The sequence below is a fragment of the Microcoleus asticus IPMA8 genome (assembly GCF_013179805.1).
GTDB classification, from domain to species: domain Bacteria; phylum Cyanobacteriota; class Cyanobacteriia; order Cyanobacteriales; family Microcoleaceae; genus Microcoleus; species Microcoleus asticus.
On sequence record NZ_SRRZ01000076.1, the window covers coordinates 1 to 18,771 of the forward strand.

Annotated in this window: 14 protein-coding genes and 1 pseudogene; 1 reads left to right on the forward strand and 14 read right to left on the reverse strand. The window is 46.8% G+C overall.

The genetic code is table 11. The features are described from left to right. From E5S67_RS19675 to E5S67_RS19720, 10 genes and pseudogenes are all read right to left on the reverse strand, one after another. Positions 1–275: pseudogene (locus E5S67_RS19675) on the reverse strand (ISKra4-like element ISMiva1 family transposase); the annotation flags it as partial. A 613-nt stretch (positions 276–888) separates the two neighbouring features. Next, a complete protein-coding gene (locus E5S67_RS19680) occupies positions 889–1,785 on the reverse strand; it encodes a M48 family metalloprotease (RefSeq protein ID WP_172190088.1) in 897 nt (298 codons plus the stop codon). 304 nt (positions 1,786–2,089) lie between these two features. Next, positions 2,090–3,682, reverse strand: coding sequence for a B12-binding domain-containing radical SAM protein (locus E5S67_RS19685; protein WP_172190089.1), 1,593 nt, complete (start codon positions 3,680–3,682; stop codon positions 2,090–2,092). Positions 3,683–4,079: 397 nt separating this feature from the next. Next, entirely contained in the window at positions 4,080–5,045 is a 966-nt protein-coding gene (locus tag E5S67_RS19690; protein ID WP_172190090.1) for an NAD-dependent epimerase/dehydratase family protein, read from the reverse strand. Between the two features lie 336 nt (positions 5,046–5,381). After that, positions 5,382–6,446 (reverse strand): uroporphyrinogen decarboxylase, encoded by a 1,065-nt coding sequence (hemE, locus tag E5S67_RS19695; protein WP_172190091.1) that lies wholly within the window; start codon positions 6,444–6,446, stop codon positions 5,382–5,384. A 380-nt stretch (positions 6,447–6,826) separates the two neighbouring features. Further along, on the reverse strand, positions 6,827–7,609 hold the full coding sequence (locus tag E5S67_RS19700; protein WP_172190092.1) for a hypothetical protein: 783 nt from the start codon (positions 7,607–7,609) through the stop codon (positions 6,827–6,829). A 168-nt stretch (positions 7,610–7,777) separates the two neighbouring features. Next, entirely contained in the window at positions 7,778–8,707 is a 930-nt protein-coding gene (locus E5S67_RS19705; protein WP_172190093.1) for a S66 peptidase family protein, read from the reverse strand. Positions 8,708–9,025: 318 nt separating this feature from the next. Continuing rightward, the gene (gene map / locus E5S67_RS19710; protein WP_172190094.1) at positions 9,026–9,787 is read right to left on the reverse strand and encodes a type I methionyl aminopeptidase; all 762 of its coding nucleotides are present in this window, start codon (positions 9,785–9,787) and stop codon (positions 9,026–9,028) included. Positions 9,788–9,830: 43 nt separating this feature from the next. Next, positions 9,831–10,907 carry a glycosyltransferase family 4 protein gene (locus E5S67_RS19715; RefSeq protein WP_172190095.1) on the reverse strand — a complete coding sequence of 359 codons (1,077 nt, stop codon included), beginning with the start codon at positions 10,905–10,907 and terminating at the stop codon, positions 9,831–9,833. A 107-nt stretch (positions 10,908–11,014) separates the two neighbouring features. Beyond that, complete coding sequence (locus E5S67_RS19720) at positions 11,015–12,214, reverse strand: HEAT repeat domain-containing protein (protein ID WP_172190096.1); 1,200 nt, start codon at positions 12,212–12,214, stop codon at positions 11,015–11,017. A 913-nt stretch (positions 12,215–13,127) separates the two neighbouring features. Between E5S67_RS19720 and E5S67_RS19725 the strand changes: the two genes are divergently transcribed. After that, the gene (locus E5S67_RS19725) at positions 13,128–14,876 is read left to right on the forward strand and encodes a CapA family protein (RefSeq protein WP_172190097.1); all 1,749 of its coding nucleotides are present in this window, start codon (positions 13,128–13,130) and stop codon (positions 14,874–14,876) included. A gap of 42 nt (positions 14,877–14,918) precedes the next feature. On the opposite strand, the gene E5S67_RS19730 is transcribed toward E5S67_RS19725, so the two are convergent. From E5S67_RS19730 to E5S67_RS19745, 4 genes are all read right to left on the reverse strand, one after another. Next, positions 14,919–16,673, reverse strand: a complete 1,755-nt coding sequence (locus E5S67_RS19730; RefSeq protein ID WP_172190098.1) for a Rieske (2Fe-2S) protein — start codon at positions 16,671–16,673, stop codon at positions 14,919–14,921. A 131-nt stretch (positions 16,674–16,804) separates the two neighbouring features. Then, positions 16,805–17,899 carry a bifunctional heptose 7-phosphate kinase/heptose 1-phosphate adenyltransferase gene (locus E5S67_RS19735; protein WP_172190099.1) on the reverse strand — a complete coding sequence of 365 codons (1,095 nt, stop codon included), beginning with the start codon at positions 17,897–17,899 and terminating at the stop codon, positions 16,805–16,807. 104 nt (positions 17,900–18,003) lie between these two features. Further along, on the reverse strand, positions 18,004–18,183 hold the full coding sequence (locus tag E5S67_RS19740) for a hypothetical protein (protein ID WP_172190100.1): 180 nt from the start codon (positions 18,181–18,183) through the stop codon (positions 18,004–18,006). Between the two features lie 2 nt (positions 18,184–18,185). Further along, entirely contained in the window at positions 18,186–18,740 is a 555-nt protein-coding gene (locus E5S67_RS19745) for a response regulator (protein WP_172190102.1), read from the reverse strand. Between the last annotated feature and the right edge of the window lie 31 nt (positions 18,741–18,771).

The window sequence follows — 18,771 nt, forward strand, 5'->3', positions numbered from 1 at the left end:
ATAAGGTTTTAGCCCGAAATATTTCGCCTGATTGTCTGTAATATTCAGCAACCCGACTAATGATTTTACGGTTCGCTGTCTTCCTGTTTTAATTCCTGATACTTTTGAAAAAAAAACCTACCTAGTTCGGGTCCAACTTCTTTTAACATTTTTTGACGGAGAGAATTTTCGATACTTTCAAAATTTGAAAGTTCGGTTGAATCTGTATTTCTGTAAAGAATTTCTGCTACCCCTTTTAAGTGTGCTTTTAGGCGTTGTTGCTCTGAGGGTGTCATTTTTTTTACCTCATCTTTTTTCACAGTTTTACTAGCTTTTTCATTTGAGCCCTTTTTCATATATTTGCAAAAGTGAGATGCACCCCTTCCTGATGGATTGGAAGGACTGTATTACATTGACAGTTATGATTCTGAAACTATGTATTTGGGAAAGTCAGATAGTTGTGTAAAGGGACGGCTACAATCTCACTTGAGGAACAGTAGCAACAGTAGTTTAAGGTCTGCTGTTAAGTCAGGGAAAGATCTGTTCTTCTTTTGTTGGGAGTCGCCTAATCCCAAGTACGGGGAAGCAATTGAAATAAAATGTCTTAAAGGAGCAGATTTTTTGCGGGGGCAGCGGCGTGAGAAAAAACCACTGATACAAGAGCTGGACTAACGTTAAATTATAGCGCTATCGCGCCTTTTATAGGTTGGTTTTTTTTTCATCAAGCCAACCTCTTTTTCCCCTCACAATCTTATCCATTTCTCCCATGCCACTGCGATGATTATACGGAGTGCGATCGCCCCTACCTATCGAATTAGTCGCTCCATACAGTTATCGTTACAAACATACAGAAACCCGGTTGCTTCAAAACACCGGGTTTCTAAATATTGTTGCTGCATTTTCGACAGATCAAATTCCGGGCACGTAGGCCATAACTGGAGTACCTTGCTGCTGCTGCGCGATTTCCAAAAGGCGCTGAATTCGCTCTTCGGTCGGCGGGTGAGTGCGGAAAAGTGACTGCAAACCTTTAGTCGAAAAAGGATTCACAATCAGCAGCGGCGACATCGCAGGATTGCCGTGCATCGGAATTTCACGACCGATTTTCTCCAATTTTTGCAGCGCGTTTGCTAAACCGATCGGGTTATTGGTAATTTCCACCGCACCGCTGTCGGCTGCAAATTCCCTGGTTCGAGAAATCGCCAATTGAATTACGGTTGCTGATAGCGGTGCTAAAATGATTAAAAACAGCAAACCAAACGGATTCGGGCCTTGTCTGCTATCCCGCGTCACCGGGCCGTAAAGCGCTCCAAAAGTCAGAATTCGCCCGACAAATGTAATCGCGCCGGCAATTGTCCCTGCAACTGCTTGAGTGAGGGTGTCGCGGTTGCGGATGTGAGTCAGTTCGTGCGCTAAAACGCCTTCCAATTCTTCGCGGGAAAGCAGATTGATGATGCCTTCAGTAACTGCTATTGTCGCGTGTTCCGGGTCTCTTCCTGTGGCGAATGCGTTGGGAGATTGAGTGGGAACTAGAAATATTTTCGGCACCGGAATTTGGGCTTTTTCGCTCAGCGATGCTACCATATCGTAGATTTCAGGTGCTTCGCTGCGGGCGATCGGCTGAGCGCGGTAAGCCATTAACGCGGCCGTGTCGGAATAGTACCAAGAGCTAAAACTTGAGAAGGCGGCTAGCGCTAAACCGATGTAAAGTCCTTGCTCGTTGCCGATTAAATAATAACTTCCTAAAACGAGAAGGCCGCTTAGGAGTCCTAAGAGAGCGGCTGTTCTGAGTTGATTTGTTCCTAACATGGCGGGTTGAGGGCGATCGCTATTTTGATATTTTTGAGCTTGTTATTAGATTTTCATATGTCGGGGCGATCGCGCCTCTATCTGCCGAAATAACTGCTGTCGCCAATAGTAGTATTTCACGTTTTCAGTGAGAAACTGGAAATCCCTCGGGAGGCTCTCTCGCCTGCTCTCAAGAGGTGGCAGAGCCGCAGGATATGACATTTCCAGCTCGAACCTGGAAACGAGATTAAAAATAAAATAAACGCAGACAATCTTACATTCATCTGCGTTTACCTGCGTTCATATGCGGTTGAATTCTTCAACCCTAAACCGCTTGCACTTGCTTTTCCTCAACAGCAACAGGTTCTTGATATACAGTTTGAGACTCATTAGCCAAAAACTCAGCCAATTGAGCTTCAATTTCATCCCGCACAATTTGGCGGTATTCGAGGAAATGCTCGTTGTGAGCACACACAGTCAAATAATGATCCCAAACCGCAGGATTGCGCTTGAGAATGCTGAACAAATGATGCCAAAACTTCCAGCGAGTGCTACGCTTAACTCCTTGTCGCCAAACCACAGTTAACAGTGCTCGCAAATCGATCCAACTGGGAACTCTCGCAGGTATCTTTGCTGTAGGTGCACCCAACATTAAGAAATGGCGATAAGTCCGGTCTAAATATTTCTCAGCATCGTACACTTCGCAGAATGCCTCGACATATTCGCGGGCAATATCTTCGAGAGGCCGCGTCGGGATAAAGTTCATTAAAGTAGTCTGATTGAGGTTGCCAGATTTGTCGCGCAACCGCCCTTCTTTTGCTAATCTGTGGGACAATGCCGTGTGCGGCAAAGCTTGCAGCATTCCAAAGGTTGTGCTTGGAATAGCTGCTGCTTCGGCAAACTGGACAATCCGCTGACCGGCACCGGGTTTTTCGCCGTCGAATCCGATGATGAATCCGGCCATTACTCGCAAACCAGTTTTCGCAATTAACTCTACTGATTCGATCAGGGAATTGCGGGTATTTTGGAATTTCTTGGTCATTTGCAGGCTTTCTTCATCAGGGGTTTCAATCCCTAAAAACACTGCATTGAAATTGCAAGCTACCATCATCTCCATCAATTCTTGGTCTTGGGCTAAATCGATGGATGCTTCTGTGTTGAAAGTAAAGGGGAATTTGTGTTCTTCTTGCCAAACTTTTAAGTCTTTTAGCAACAGTTTGACGCTGCGTTTGTTGCCGATAAAGTTGTCGTCTACCATGAACACGCCGCGCCGCCAGCCCAAGTTGTAGAGATAGTCTAATTCTGCTATCAATTGTTGGGGGTTTTTGGTGCGGGGTTTGCGGCCGTAGAGGACGATGATATCGCAGAATTCGCACTGGAAGGGACAGCCTCGGGAAAATTGAATCGACATCGAATCGTAGGCGTCTAATTCCAGCAAGTCGAAGCGGGGAACGGGGGTTGTCGTAACATCTGGTTTTACGCCGTCCGATCGATAAATTCCGCTTTTTTCGCCCCGTTGTATTGCTTCGACGAACATCGGCAAGGTGATTTCGCCTTCGTCGAGAATCAGGTAATCTATGCCCGCTGCTTGAGGTTCTTCGGGTACGGAAGTGGGGTAGGGGCCGCCGCAAGCTACGGATTTACCGCGCCGTTTTGCTTCGCGAATTATGTCTAGCAAATCTTCTTTTTGGACAATCATGGCGGACAGAATAACGAGCTCTGCCCATTCCCATTCTGCTTCTGTGATTTGTCTGATGTTGCGATCGACTAACTTAAATTCCCATTCTTGGGGTAAAATAGCTGCTACCGTTACCAAACCCAGCGGTGGCAGCAGCACTTTACGATCGACTAATTCTAGGATTTTCTCGTAAGACCAAAATGTTTTCGGAAACAGGGGGTAAACTAGAAGAACTCGCATTATATGTTAAACCTCACATCAGTAAACAACTTGCGATCGGGCTGGCGTGTTTGAGAGTTCGATCGACTCTCAAGACTTAATGTTAAGGCTAAAATTACGATCTTGCACTCGATCGAATATCTGGCGAGGGGTGAAACCCCCTAAGACAAAGATCGTCAGCGCAATTTTTAGCTTGCAGTTCCCTGTTAAAGTTTGCAAATGCTGATATCTTATCGTATTTGACCCTTAATTGACGATAATCGCATTTAAAAAGCATGGGATTAAGGCAAAAAAGAATTTGAAAAACTTACATTATTCGTAAAATACACCTCGGCGCACCCTACATATATTTCGTAAGGTGCACATTCCCCCTTCCCTCTTCCTTCTTCCCTCTTCCCTCTTCCCTCTTCCTTCTCACCTAATTTGAATCTTTGCCGGGAATCCCGCTAGTTCTTAACATATCGGCCACTGTGCCGCAGTAACTCGGCATTCCTATGCTTTCGGGATTCACAAGATTTTGATAGGTAAAATGGCGGTAGCTGATGCAAAATCTATCCCAAGCAGCAACCTGAATTCGGAACAGCCAAATAAAGAAATTGGCTAGCCAAGCTGACAAAGTAATCCTAAAAAATATCTTTTTATTCAAATACTGGCAAGCTTGTTCTACCACTTCGTTAGCTGTAATCGCTGGATTTCCTAGCACAAAATGTCGCGGTTCCTCGGAAGCCGGCGGATGTTCAACTAAATAATTAACTACTTTAGCAATATCTGCGCCGTGGATGAAGTGAAAACTGCCATCTGCCTTAAACCAGCGAATCAAACCAATCCATTTTGCGACAAGTGGCAGGCCAGATGACAAGTGAGAGACTGGTTTTTCTGCGTCTCCTCCCAATACTAATGTCGGGTAAAGTGCCGTAATCGGAGGCACATTTGTCAAAGCTGACAAATGCACCATGCAGTTGTATTTTGAGCTAATATAATCTGTCCCCAGTTCCCCGGCTTCTTTGAGCAAATTGTTGTCTCGACCGAGAATACTGGCCGTTGAAAAATAAATTACTTGTTGGCAAGTCTGTGGCGAAAGTAGTTGAATTAAACGGAGAGTTTTGGTTATGTTAACATCAAAAACTTCTTGAGTTCCTCCCCAAGCAGTAGCGGCTACAATTGCTACATTTATTGTTTGGAGAAGTTCGGCAAATTGCTCGATATCTCGCATATCGCCTTGTATTATATGGATGCCGGGGCGGGCTTTCCAATCAAATTTTAATTTTTCGGGGTTGCGAACTAAGAGGTAAAGTTCGTGGTTTGTTTCTTGAATCAAAGTTTCGGCCATGTAGTGACCGATACAGCCACTTGCACCCGTCACAAAAATTTTTTTGGAGTTCATTTTGCCGCAGGAGAAGAGGAAGGATTTGACGCTTTTTCGACGCTAGGGAGACGGCATGGCCGTGTCCCTACAAATATCAGATGCAATTAAACTTAAATCTTACAGCATTCTCAATAACAGGCAAGATGCCTGTTCCACAAAAATTAAATTTTCTTGTGGGGTGGGCATCCTGCCCGCCCAATAAGGGACTATTGCAACAGGTGCAAAATGTCAGATTAACCGGACTCACTCGGATTATATATGTTTTTTCCACGGTAGGGATATGGCATTGCCCTATCCCTACAAATATCAGGTGCAATTAACAGGATTCGATCGGATTCTAGAATCGAAATCAAATCAAGCAGCAACTGCAAGCAATTTGTCGGCTTGTTTTGCGGTTTCAAAGAAGAAACGCACGTTATCTTCGGGAGTTCCCGGTAATACGCCGTGTCCCAAATTGAGGATGTGTCCGCGATGACCGGCTTTGCGAATTGTATCAAGAATTCGATCGCGAATAAACGGTTGAGAACCAAACAACACGCCCGGATCGAGATTTCCTTGAACGTTCATATTCGGGCCCAAACGTCGGCGCGCGTCGGCCATGTCAACAGTCCAATCGACGCTGACGATATCCGCGCCGGATGTTGCCATGCGTTCGAGGATGCCGGCACTTCCAGTGACTAACAGAATTAGCGGGGTGTCGGGATGGGTTTTTTTGACTTGCTCGAATACTTGTTTCTGGTAAGGTAGAGCGAAGGTGTCGTAGTCTTGCGGGGACAGTTGGCCGGCCCAGGAGTCGAACATTTGCACTACTTGCGCGCCGCAGTCGATTTGATAGCGCACGTAAACGGCGATCGCATCTGCGAATTTTGAGAGCAACTGATGCAGTAAAGTTGGATCGGAAAATGCCATGTTTTTGATAATTGCATAATCCTTAGAACCTTTGCCCTCAACCGCATAGGCCGCCAGCGTCCACGGCGCGCCCACAAAACCGAGCACGGTGGATTTGTTGCCGACTTCTTCGCGCAGGGATTTGAGGATGGTTTTGATAAATGGCAAGCTTTCTTCCGGGTTCAGCGGTTGCAGGTTGTCGATTTGCTGCTGAGTTCGGATGGGTGCGTGGATAATCGGGCCTTTGCCTTCGGCGATGTCCATGTCGATGCCCAAACCGGGCATGGGTGTGACAATATCGGAAAACAGAATTACGCCGTCGGGTTGAAACGCGCGCCACGGCTGAAGGGAAACTTCGATCGCAACTTCGGGAATTTCGGAACGTTCGCGAAAGGAGGGATACTTTTCTCGCAAATCTCGATAAGCCTTCATGTAGCGGCCGGCTTGACGCATCATCCACACGGGCGGGCGGTCTAGGGTTTCGCCGCGGGCTGCCCGCAACAACAAGGGAACTTCATTTAATGCCGACATTTTAACTTTTCTCTACCTTAGATATTTTAATGCCTTTGGTAGCTTACCACTGTGCGATCGTCCTTTTCGACAAAATCTTGTGTGTACAAATGTGTATTTTGTCATGGCCAAAGAAAGTGAGGCGAGGGTCAATCGATTTTAGATTTTAGATTTTAGATTAAAGAATTGAAGCATTGACCCCACGGATAAATTCGGGGGCTCCTTTATCGGATACAGGTTTTTTATTTCTGGACGGATGAATCCGGGGGCTTGTATCCTGGATGCTTTCGGTTAGAGATCGACTGTATATAAAGGACTGGTATAAATCCTGTGTATACGCAAAGAAACCGGGTTTCTTCGTAGAAACCCGGTTTCTGATCCCGCGCTACAGTTTGACCTACTTACCTCGTTACGCACACTCCGCCTACGGATACGCGACATTGATCGCGGCCCTCATCGAACCTCCTATTATCATCCAGCCTCGCCGAATCTAAATCTCTAGTCCGCGAATTGTAGTAATAATCTCCCGCCGGAAAGTTTCTAGTCGGGACAGCGCAGTAAGTCGAGTTTTGATTATTATCGTCAAACCTTACTCTCACCACAGAACGTCTCTCGCGACAATCAACAGACCGCAAGCCAAAATCATCTTGCAGAAGCTGTGCTCTGTCATATCGACCGTCATTTCGGCCGTTATCTCGCCCGCTGTACCAATCGTCCCGCGAATTGCCCCGTCTGTCGCCCCCATCAATTCCCGCAACTTCCAGCGTGTAGTTACCGCCCCTCGCAGCATCTTTTGCTAATACTAAAAGCTTGTAATCGCCACTACGGGGAATTTGATAATTAAAAGAACGGTCTTGCGTAAAGGCGACTTGTTTGTTGTTACCGTAAAACAGCACCATAACGGGAGTAAAACCGCGACTTCTATCTGTGTTTAAAAACACTTCAATGTTATCGCCTTCGCGAGCGCTGAATGTGTATTCTTGGCCGCGCAATTCTTCCGTCGGAGAACCCGGAACCCACATATTCCGGAAACGGTAAATAGGGGAAGTGCGGCGAATTACTCCATCTATGCGATCGTTATTCTGTATCTGTTCGCCAACTGCACTAGACGAAATGCCAGTGAGTGCCAATCCTGCAACTAGCACAGTGGCAGCAATACTTTTTAACAAGTTGTGCGTTCTCATATCAACCTCTGGAAAATTTTAAAATCTTTGTGCTTTCTTGGCGCCGACATTTGCATACACAATCCATTTTAAATGTAATTTCTGCCAACCGTGTCAACCTCACCCAACGCCAGGGCTGTTTAGCTGGTGCAAAATCTCATGTTAAATTTATAGACGTCGATCCTTCACCTAAAGTTGCGATTTATCGCCGCAAATCAGCAATCCCGATTCAGCGTCGAGACAAGCCCTAATTCCCATCGGTAAAGCAGCGTTAACCCCCTCGTGGCCGAAGGGCAAATCCGAGACAATGGGAATATTCAAGTCCCCCAGCCGATCGCGCAAAACCTCTTCAATGCTAAAACTGGGAATACTCGGGTCAATCTCGCAGCGACTGAAGCGCCCCAAAGCAATGCCCCGCACGCCTGCGAAAGCCCCCGCCATCCGCCACAAAGTCAGCATTCGATCGACCCTGTAAGGAGCCTCAGAAACATCCTCAAATGCGAGAATAACCCCGGTCAAATCCGGTTGATACGGGGTTCCGAGCAAATGAGAAGCAACCGTCAGATTCGCCGGAAACAGCCGTCCCGTGGCTTTTCCGCTCCCCCATCCTTTACCTTGCAAAGATTGTAAGGGACGACCTTCGATGCAGTCAAAAAGTCGATCGACAGACCAATCCGGTTCATCCGCCAAAGTTGTCAGCATCGGCCCGTGAACGCCCCAAACGCCCAATTTATCCTGATTCCACAGCAAAGCAGTAATGTCGGAAAAGCCGATCAACCATTTCGGCGAATGGGAATCGGGAGGTGGAAATTGGGAGTTTTCCGTCTTTCTCACATTTCCTTTTTCCAAAAGTCGAGTGCTGCCGAAACCGCCTCGAACACAGAGAATACCGCGACAATCCGGGTCATTGAGGGCATCTGCTAGCTGTCGGACGCGGTTTTCGTCGGAACCTGCCAAATAGCCCCAGCGATCGTCAAAACCCGGTGTTAATTCAACTCGATAGCCGCGAGATTTCCAAATTTCTACACCCTTTTCAAAGTTGGTTGATTCTCGCAGAGTGCCACTAGGGGCAATTACTTTGAGCAAATCTCCTGGTTGCAGAAATTTTATGTCAGTCATTAGTTATTAGTTATTAGTTATTAGTTATTAGTTAAATCGTCTTTTGTGAATCGATCGTAATTCCGTAGGGGCGAGTTTTACAGAGAATTGCTGACTAAAACAGACAATCTCGCAAACCCTCCTCCACCCACCCATAAATACAAACCTCATTTTCGGATTCGATGCAAATTTCAGGTTGATATGGGTTATCGGTTGTGGCGGGGCGGGTTTATCTAGATTGTTGATAATCGTTAGATATTGTCGGTGAAACCCGCCCCTACAGGATATGGTTAATTATTGATTTAGGAGTGAGTTTTTCAGATTGTTTGTTAATCATTGCTACGGTAAAGTCAGAATTTCTACCCCAGAATCAGTAACAGCTAGCGTGTGCTCGAATTGAGCCGAAAGCTTTCCATCCTGGGTGATCGCAGTCCAACCATCGCCCAAAATTTCCACTTCCCAAGTACCCTCATTAATCATCGGCTCGATCGTAAAAACCATGCCTTGTCTGAGCTTCTTCCCCGTGTCCCGCTTGCCGTAGTGCAGAATTTCCGGTTCGGTGTGAAAAACGCGGTGAACGCCGTGTCCCGCAAAATTTCGCACTACCGAAAAACCCTGTGCTTCAGCATATTCTTGAATCGCTGCACCGATGTCCCCGGTACGAGCACCCGGTTTGACTTCCGCAATTCCTCTTCTGAGACATTCCTCAGTTACTTCAACTAACTTTTTAGCGACAGGCGAAGGTTTTCCGACAAAAAAAGTCTTGGAAGTATCGCCGTGATAGCCGTCAACTAAAGGCGTTACATCAATATTAATAATGTCACCTTCTCTCAGAATTTGTTTAGCATTGGGGATGCCATGACAGACTACTTCATTGACGCTTGCACACAGAGATTTTGGAAATCCTTTATAGCCTAGCGGAGCGCTTTTTGCTCCGTGTGCCAAAGTCCAGCGTTCCGCTTCGTCGTTAATTTCGAGAGTGCTGACACCGGGTTTAACCATTGGTTCTAGGTGTAGGAGAAGTTCGGCAGCTAAACGGCCTGCTTGGCGCATTTTTTCGATTTCTCTACTGGATAAAAGCACTAAACGTTCGGTTGCCATAGTTTTTTCTGTTTTCTTTTTGTGTGATCGATTAAGAGTTTATTTAACTCAATTTTAGAATAGATTTGAACCAGTGTTCAAAACGATCGCCCAAAGCTCCCAAAGAATATTCTACCTCTGCTTGTCGCCGGCAAGCGCTGCGGTCAATTTGGTCTAAGCGGGCGATCGCGCCTACCAAGCCATTTACACTATCAGGCTCCACTAAAAAGCCCGTCAGTCGGTCTCGAACAATTTCGGCAGGCCCCCCGCGCTCGTAAGCAATCACAGGCACACCGCACGCTAAAGCCTCGATCGCGACATTTCCGAAAGCTTCCACCCAGCGCGGCGTCATCAACAATGCTCGGCACTTACGGACTTGCTCTTGCATTTGGGTTGTTGTCAGAAACCCTAAATATTCTACCGGAGCATCCGGGTAATCTGCACAAATTTTTTCCCAATAATCCTCATGTTGCATTTTGCCCATAATTTTTAGGGGAATGCCTGTAATTTTCGCTGTCGCTACTGCATCTTCTAAGCCTTTTTCCGGGGCGATGCGACCAAGCCAAGCTAATTTGGGTTCCGGTTGGCTGCAAAATTCGTATAGCGATAAATCTATGCCGCTTCCCAACAACTGACACTCCTTGGCAAAGGCAAAGGTTTCGGCTTGGGAAACGGTGTAAACTCCGATCGTACCGGGAAATTGGGCGGCGGTTTGTCCGGCGATGCGATCGAGCGATTCAGAAACGGAACCCATGCTGATAAAATGGGCGATCGGAGTCCTAAAAAATGGCGTCAAATAAAACGGCAGCCAATCGTAGGCAAAGTTAACAATGACATCCCATTCATCCTGAACTTGGCGAGCATATTCCCACATATTCGCCAGCACAGAATCCGCTGGCATCACAATAGGAGCCTTGTCATCTTGTGTTTGGGCTGGTACTTGCAAATCGCCCGTTATTTCGATTACTGGAGTTGATTCTAAGACTGAACCTACTGGTGCTACAACTGCTATTTTATGACCGCGACGCTGCAATTCTTTAGCAATGTTAAGAACTGTAAGTTCGACACCGCCACCCAACCCGGAACCGAGTTTACCGACAGAAGTTGACAGGAACAATAGTTTTAAAGAGTTATTAGTCATTAGTTATTAGTTATTAGTTAGCATTCACTAATTCTAACATAATCTAAATTCTAAATTTTCCACTCTCAAATCTCAAATCTCAAATTACTTAAAAATTGCTAGATTTATCAATCTCTCCCAGAGCGCGGACGGATGCGATTCAACTGATTGATGGCCCAGCGAGCTGTTTCCTGAACTTCTGGATCGGGATCGTCCGTCGCACGGTGCAGCAAGTGACTGATTTGATTCACCAATTCGTAAATCCGCGTCAAGTCGCGAATCGCATTTTTACGCACTTCGGGGTTTTCATTTTGCAGCGAAATTGACCAGGCATTATTCATGGGTTTGAGCGTGCGAATGCCAATTTCCGACAGACTTGCCAAAATTAAACTGTACTGCTTCGAGTCAGAATTTGCTAGCAAATCGAGCAACGGCTCAACTGCTCTGGAATCTCCCTGCTGGCCGAGTTCCCAAATTGCTTTGCGCCTTTTTGCCGGATTTAGGTGCTGCAAATCTTCAATCAGTGCTTCAATAATATCAACTTTAGGTCTACCATCCGTTTCTGGAAGGGAAATATCTTTCTTCCGACTCGCTAGGGAATCGGCTCGATTAGTTGTTTCGGGAATGTTGAAACCTGTGTCGCTGTAGCCGTTGCTGTTAGTTTCCAAGGGCACGGTGTCGGAATTAATTCGATCGCCCTCGACAACTGCATCCTCGGATTCTGGTTCCCCCAATTCCCGGATAAACGGTAAAGGCAGATCGCTGCTGTCGAGATTGTAGTCTTTTGGCAAATCAAAATGGTAGGGCAAAGCTGGCCGCGGTTTTTGTCCCCCAAAAGAAACCTCTTGATGTCCAATTTCCTGCGAGTTTGTAGGAGAATCGGGATTAGTGAATTGAGAGTTTCTTTGGTTGTGGCGATCGACTCTCCCCCGTCTTCGCCTTGAATGATTTGACTCGCCGTTGCTAACTAATTTGAGCATAATAAATACTGCCGCTGCCGTGACGACAACTGCTGCCAAACCCAACATTAACAACCCCCGCTGGCGAGACAAAATGACAATCAAATTAGATATCGGTTTTGGGATTTTGGAATTAGGTTTAGACGTTTTGGACGGCTTAGATTTGTTTTTATCGGGAGCTGGAGACGGTTTTGGAGGGTTGGAGTCCTGGCGATCGTCCGGGGGAGAGTTCGCCTGAGCAATTTCTAGGGAAACAGCCCGGTAGGAGGCATTGAGTACCTGTTGCCTTCCGTCGGCACTGGGACTGAACGCAGCGCCCAGACAGGCAATGCAGGTGAACAAACATACAAAGGAGCGGTAGTGCGCCATAAGACTCAATCCGGTTTTGAGAGGCAACGCCGCATGACGAGCTTTAGTTTAACCTTGAGTTAGCTCGATCCTAGCTGCTATGCGCTTAACTAACTCACAAATAGCACCAGACTCGCCAAAAACCCGGGTTTGAGAGGGCAGCGAGCCAGATATGATTAACACAATTGCGTCATTGACGTGGAAGTCCTTTAACTAATTAGTTTGAGACGAGCTACATCGGCGGCCGCGAATAAAGCAGCGGCATCAAGAAAATTGATTGCAGCTCACCTCAGCAAGCGGAGCCTTAGCTGCGTGCTTTGCACGCGCAGCGCCACGGGGCCTCCGGGGCGCAGGCGGGCGATTGTTGCTCGCCGTCGATTTCTGACGGATAGCGTGGCATGACCAAGAGTTTAACAAGCTTCCGAGCCTGTAGGTCGATCGTTTTTGTCTTAATCTGGACGGAAGTCGGACAAGGTGTATTTGCAGTGGAAACGATAAACAGCATTTTTGAGTGTATTCTTGGCTGCTAAACCGAATATTTTCAGTACATTCCAGGACGCAATCTCGATCGAAGAAACCGGGTTTTTTTATCGAAACTGCTGTAAGAAAGAGAGCGCTGATTTGACCAATGTTAATTTCAAGGGGGGGAATTATGGCGGATAGAAGTTTTTGGGCGATCGACTAAGATAACCGTTAGGAAATATTGTATTCAGCAAGCAAGCGCCAAAAATCATACTATCTTGTAGAACTGGGGGCCAGTTTAGTTAGGAGCTATAGTGAGAGCGAGTAAACTGTTTCACGCACGCGCCCTCTCCCTACGTTGTGTTTATTTGTACCCACTTACTTAAGCTAAATCAATCGGTATTTAATCGTGTGCCGCCAAATTTGATATAAGATCGAGCTAAATTTCTAGTGTGAGAGAGTAGAGGCATTTGTGAGCCAACAAGATATTTTAAATTTAGCAAAAGAAGGCGATGCCCTGGCGATCGCATTTCTGATCGGCCAAGCACTCGAAAGCTTTGGGGTTACGGCTAAAGCCAGCCGAGAAAATGACACCCTGCACCTGCTGCTGGAAGCAGAACAATTGCCAACAGAAGAAGCCTGCCTCCGAGTCGCAGTCAAAGGGTTGCAGCGACTGCAACCAAATAACGTTTACTCAGTGACAGTTTACGGACGGCGGGGCGGCCAGCAATTGCCGGGTTGGACTCAGACGGTAGAATTAAAAAAACCCTTGACTTCCGCACCCGTGAGTGCATTAGTTGCGGTGAATGCAGCATTAGCTGCGAGTGAAGCAGTAGCCGCGAGTTTACCCGCTTCCCCAATTCCTGTGGCTTTGCCAAAGCTAGAAAAAACTCAAAATGCCACAATTGCGCCCACTCAAACACCTGAAAAATCTCGCCCCCAACCCCCGAAAATCCCAACTCCAAAACCCACAAACCAAAGGCAGCAAAAGCCATCACCGCAGCCAGAGTTAGCCCGCACTAAAACTAAAAAATCTGGGCTGTCAGTCGGTGTTCTGAGTCTGATTCTCGTGCCGATATCCGGCTTTGTTCTGGCTTCTCAACTTTACAAATCCTCAAGCACCGCTACTATTAACCCTCTAACGTCAAACCCTGCGGTACAAAAAGTGAGCTCGACACCGGCACCTGCAACCGCAGCCAAACCCATTCCAGCTCCAAAATCGCCCTCTCCGGCTGCCAAAAAACCTGCCGCTGTGCCCGCAACTGTCAGCATCAAAGCAGTTGGCGACATGATCCCCGGCACAAATTATCCGTACAACAAACTGCCGCCAAAAAAAGAGCTTTTATTCGAGTCGGTAAAACCGTACCTCAAAGGAGCTGATATTCTGTTTGGCAATTTTGAAAGCACGATGACCGATTATCCTTACAGTTCCAAAGCAGGCGGCGGACGAATGCTGTTTGCCTTTCGGACGCCTCCGAGTTATGCCAAAATTTTCAAAGATGTTGGTTTTGATATTTTGAATGTTGCCAACAATCACTCTTACGATTTTAACGAGCAGGGATTTAAGGACACGATTAAAAACATCGACAGCAACGGCATGAAAGCTGTTGGCAAAAGAGATCAAATTGTTTATCAAAATGTCAAAGGCGTGAATTTTGCCTTTATCGGGTTCAGCAACTACGGCGAAGTTCACAATTCCTTGCTGGAACTGAAAGCGGGAGCCGAAGTTGTCAAGAAAGCGAAGGAAAAGGCTGATATTGTAGTGATATCAGTTCATGCTGGAGCTGAAGGAACGGGAGCTCTGAATGTGAGAAACAAAAACGAATTATTTTACGGAGAAAACCGGGGAAATATGGTTTTGTTTTCGCGGACGATGATTGATGCGGGAGCGGATTTGATTTTGGGACACGGCCCGCACGTTCCCCGAGCGATGGAACTTTATAAAGGGAAATTGATTGCTTATTCCCTGGGCAATTTTTTGGGTTATCGCACTTTGTCCACAGCAGGAGCACTCGGTCAATCTCTAATTTTGGATGTGAAAATGACTCCGCAAGGGGATTTTGTTTCTGGTAAGATTATCCCAGTGGAACTTAATCGGCAAGGCATCCCATCTATTGATGACGATTTTAGGAGTGTGGGGTTGATTGACCGTTTGACAAAAAGCGATTTTCCCAAGACAGATTTGAAAATTGATGACAAGGGGATAATTTCCAAGAAATGATCGGGGCAATTATTTACCGAAGAAGTGCCTGATGACGAGAAGCTATACTTCCGGTGACTCCTCAAATAAGCGATCGCCCCGATGCAATCCATCTGCCATTTGATAAGTTTGTGCTTGCGATCGCACTGTCGGGGCATGGGCGGCTAAATACCTTGCCGCCGCCACTAATACCACAATGCGATCGCCCGCATTCTCTAATAAAGCATACTGGCGAAATGCTGCTTCTACCTGTTGAATAACGTGGAAATCCCGATTTTCCCGCAGCATCAGTTTTCCTAAAACTGCCATCAACCGTTCTGATTTGCCGCCGCTATATAAGTATTTTGCAACTAATTTACCGACTGGATTCACCTGTTGCTGTCTGTCCAACAAGTCTGGCAGTTGTTTGAGCAATTCCTCTGGATTCTCAACTACATCTGTTGGTTCTGGAAGTCGCGCAGGCGGTACATTTAAGAAACGGTTGAGATATACGGCGATGGCTGCATCGAAAACTCCCCGCAGCAACTCTATTGAAGGCGATCGTCGCAATCCTTGATGCACCGCATTCGCAAAGGTAAAGGGATGGTGCGCTGAATTCCAGTCGCTGTGGTCGTTATTCGTATTAAACCGGGCTACGCGGAGGGCAGCAGCATAAGTGACTGCACTCGCTAATTCGTCTTCGCTACAACCTTCTTTCAAGGCAGTTAAAAGTGCATCGACGATCGCCAATACATCTTCGCCCAACAACATCGGAATTAACTGTTCTCTTCCCAACCAATTGCCCCGGTGCGATCGGCCCATTTCTAAAGCTGCCGGCAACTGCGCCATCGCTGACTCTAAAATTGCCACCACATCCACAGGGTAGCGCCAAGAACTCGACTCTTCCATGCGCGCCGCATTTGCCAAACCAGCCACCAAACTCGCAAAAACAGTTTCTGCCCCTTCCCAATTCACTGCATCCAGGGCTTCTAACGCCTTGTTAATAAAGTCGAGGCTGTGACCGACATCAATGTAGCGGTGGTCAGTAGCGGCCGCAAACAGCATATCAGCAATTTGTTCTCGTTCAAGAGGCGCGCGTACTGCTGTCAACAAACATCGTTCCGCCGCTTCGCTGTCTCTGATTTCAATAAATTGCCGGAACCAGCTTTTGAGTGTCTTTGCATCAACCTCAGAATTAGGCAAGGGGTGAACCGCAAAGTGAGGGGGTGCGCCTGCACTATCGCGGGCCACTGCCGAAAGTCCCTGATAGAGGGCACGAGGTCGGTCTTCTGAATCTAGATAAGGCAGGATATTCATCAAGCAGGTGTGGATCGATAAACCTGTATCCCATCCCGATTTGTTGTAGCGGGTGCCAAATTCTAATCCGATTTGGAAAGGTTCGCTGGCAGTTGCCCCCATATCTAGCAAGGCAATCACTGACTTGGCGATGACTAGAGAAATTCCTTGTTCTAACCCATCTTGAAGTCGCTGGCGCTGGTGGGCGTAAGGGTCAAGCTGTTGTGCTAAATTTACCCAAACTTCCCCGTCGCGAATTTCCGCTGGGAACGATCGCACGTCGTCGGCCCAAGAGTCAAAAGTACCGCCGCTGGCGACATCAAAGCGGGCGTAGTGCCAAGGACAGGTGACTATGCCATCTTTGCAAGTGCTGCCGTTGAGGGGAAAACCCATGTGGGGACAGCGGTTGTCGATCGCGTATACCCGATCGTTTGAGTAAAAAAGGGCGATCGTGTGTTTTTCCAAATTCACTAACAAACTGCCCTTTGTCTCGACTTCTGCAAGTTTCGCAGCGCGAACGTAATAGCCTGAAGTCTCAGCCATAAGTTTTTAAACTAATTTATATATAAACTAGATTAACTCAATGCCAGGGTATTTGCCTGAAGTAAAACAGGATTAAAAACTCAAGTGCTGATAGATGCTCGATCGATCGCCAGCAGGTTTATGTTTTGGCTTTATTCCAGATTCATCAGCGATAGCAAAGCTTCTTTCATCTCCTCTACCGTTGTTGTCGCCGTACCGAATTGACGCACGACAATGCTAGCCGCCAAATTGCCCAAAACTGCCGCTTCCCAACCGGATGCACCGACGCACAAAGCTAAAGTCATTGCTGCTACGACTGTATCTCCAGCACCGGTTACGTCGAATACATCAGTCTTGTTAAAAGGGGGAATGTCCCAACTTTGAATGGCAAATTCCCCCTTTTCACAAATGGATGTTGGAGGGGGTGAATTTTTGATTTCTTCGCCGTTCGCCCTTTCAAACAAAGTCATCCCTTCTTCGCCGCGAGTAATCAGGATTTTTTGAGCTTGAGTTAAGTTCAACAAATCGCGTCCTGCTTGCATTAAAGTTTGAGGGTTTTTGATAGCATATCCGACTGCTTGCTCGGCTTCTGGCAAGTTCGGAGTAAATAACATTGCTCCAGAATATCGCTGCAAATTTGTTTGAGCGTCTACAATTGTTTTGCCGGGAACCACTGCCGATTCGATCGCCAAATTTGTCAAAACTCCGTCGCCGTAGTCGGAACAAACCACTGCATCTACTGTCGGTATTTGCTGCCGGATGTAGTCTGCCAGTTGCAACTGCAAATCTAAATCCGGCAACTCGTCCGATTTGCGATCGACTCGGACAATTTGCTGAGTCACCGACTGCCGCGCGTGCCCGGAAATGCGAGTTTTGGTAACAGTTGGACGCTGCGAATCGATTAAAATCCCAGCCGTATCAATTCCCGCCGCCTCAAAAATACCGCACAAAGCCTTTCCCTGGTCGTCTTTTCCCACCAAACCAGCAACTTTTACTTTGCCTCCCAGTTTGGCTAAATTGTAGACAGCATTTGCGCCACCTCCGGGTACTTGCTGAGTATTTTCGTAGCGCAAAATCAACACAGGTGCTTCGCGGGAAATTCGCTCTACTTGTCCGGTAAGAAACTCGTCCAAGGTCAAATCTCCGATCGCTAATACCTGCGCTCGATGGAAGCAGTCTAATCTTTTCAATAATTGCTCTGTTGAGGCACGCAGTTGAGGCAAAAAGTCGGAATAGTCGTTAGTCATTAACCAAAAAAATGAGACTGAGGAGTTGATTGTTGAGTGTGGAACGAGCGGGAATTAAAAATCCTAATATTAATTAATAATTAATTTCCTCCCTTATTTTATTTTTAACTTTTAATTGATTTTCTGACTGGGATTGTGAGAAACCAGTTGCAGGCTGTTGGCGATCGCACTCGCTCAAACAATTGGGCAAAAAAATGCGGATAAAAGCGCAGCCATTCAGACTCAAGAGAAAGTTTTACGGTGTGGAAGTTTCCTTCTACATAAGTGTCTTCAAAAAACAGCAAAATTATTTCAATTTCTGCTTGATGATCGTAATCACCTGAGTCATTTGTTTTTTGAGTGCATCAATTTCCGCTTGCATTTTTGCCATTTTCACAGTCATCGCCTGAATTTCGGCGGCACCCGCTCCAGAAGTGGGTGCAGCAGCGGCGGCTGCTGGGGCTTCCGGCACCGGTTTCTTTTTCGCCAGTACCATCGCCGATTTGATTGCCTCGGTTAGCTGCTTCTTCTCAAAGGGTTTGGCGATGAATGCAAAAAAATGCTTCTCAAAGGGTTTCGGAATTTTTTCCATCACCTCTTCTTCGCGGCCCGACATGATCACTAAAGGTATCTTAGAAAGCTCGGGATGGGCTTGCACTTTTTGATAAACTTCCCAACCGCTGACTTTCGGCAGTAGGAAATCTAACATAATTAGATTGGGACGGGCTTGACGGATCAGTTTGAGTCCCTCTTCGCCGTCTTTTGCTTCTAGAACTTCAAAGTTACCCTGAGGCAACATCTCTCGGACTCGGACGCGGATGACTTTACTGTCATCGATTACCAAGATTTTTTGACCAGCCACGACTGACTCCTTCAGTAATGAATGAGTGATG